Raw genomic sequence first — 681 nt, forward strand, 5'->3', positions numbered from 1 at the left:
GGTACCCCAAGACGAGCAAACTGCTGCTCCTGGCGATACAGCGGGAGGCTTTCGACATATTTCTGACTCATGATATAAGCCATGATGGAAGGAGAGGCTAAGCTCCCGGGATAAACCGGCTGAGGCATCGGTGCGGTGACCACGGGCGTATGGATCTCTTCGCGCTCGCAATGGCGACAGGCATATACGTAACGTACATGCTTGACTACCTTCACTTCGGCAGGAATGATCTTCAACTCTTGACGGGTCTCGGTGCTCATCTCATGCAAGGCTCCGCCGCAGCATGAACAGATCTGCTCTTCCTTTGTGAGGCGGTATTCGATCATCTCGACAGGCAGGCTCTCGACCATGGCTTCACGTTGTCCGCGTTGTTTCTTGCGGCGATAGGTGATGGTTTCCACGGTCGGCTCTTCCACAGTGGGATTGGCTTCAGCTTCTGCTTCGTTAAACAGGTGCAGTTGATCCGAATTCGTCCGCTCGCTGGATGTGCCGAATTTCTTCTGTTGACTGAGGCGAAATTGCTCCTCATACCAAGTCAGCTTAGCGGTCAGTTCAGCAACCTGTTGTTCCAGCTTCGCGTTTTGTTGTTGAAGTTCTTCAATTGTAGACGGGTTCGTATTCGCTATTGTTTTCATACGTATAGATTTCAATAAATGACCGCGATTTCCTGTCGACACACGG

General features: G+C 51.4%; 1 protein-coding gene. It reads right to left on the reverse strand.

Annotated elements, in window-relative coordinates; all coding sequences use genetic code 11:
- Positions 1-635: IS66 family transposase zinc-finger binding domain-containing protein (locus EFBL_RS16835; protein ID WP_149029976.1), on the reverse strand; the 635-nt coding region annotated here is incomplete at its 3' end.
- Between the last annotated feature and the right edge of the window lie 46 nt (positions 636-681).

It is taken from the genome of Effusibacillus lacus (assembly GCF_002335525.1).
In the GTDB taxonomy this organism is placed as follows: domain Bacteria; phylum Bacillota; class Bacilli; order Tumebacillales; family Effusibacillaceae; genus Effusibacillus; species Effusibacillus lacus.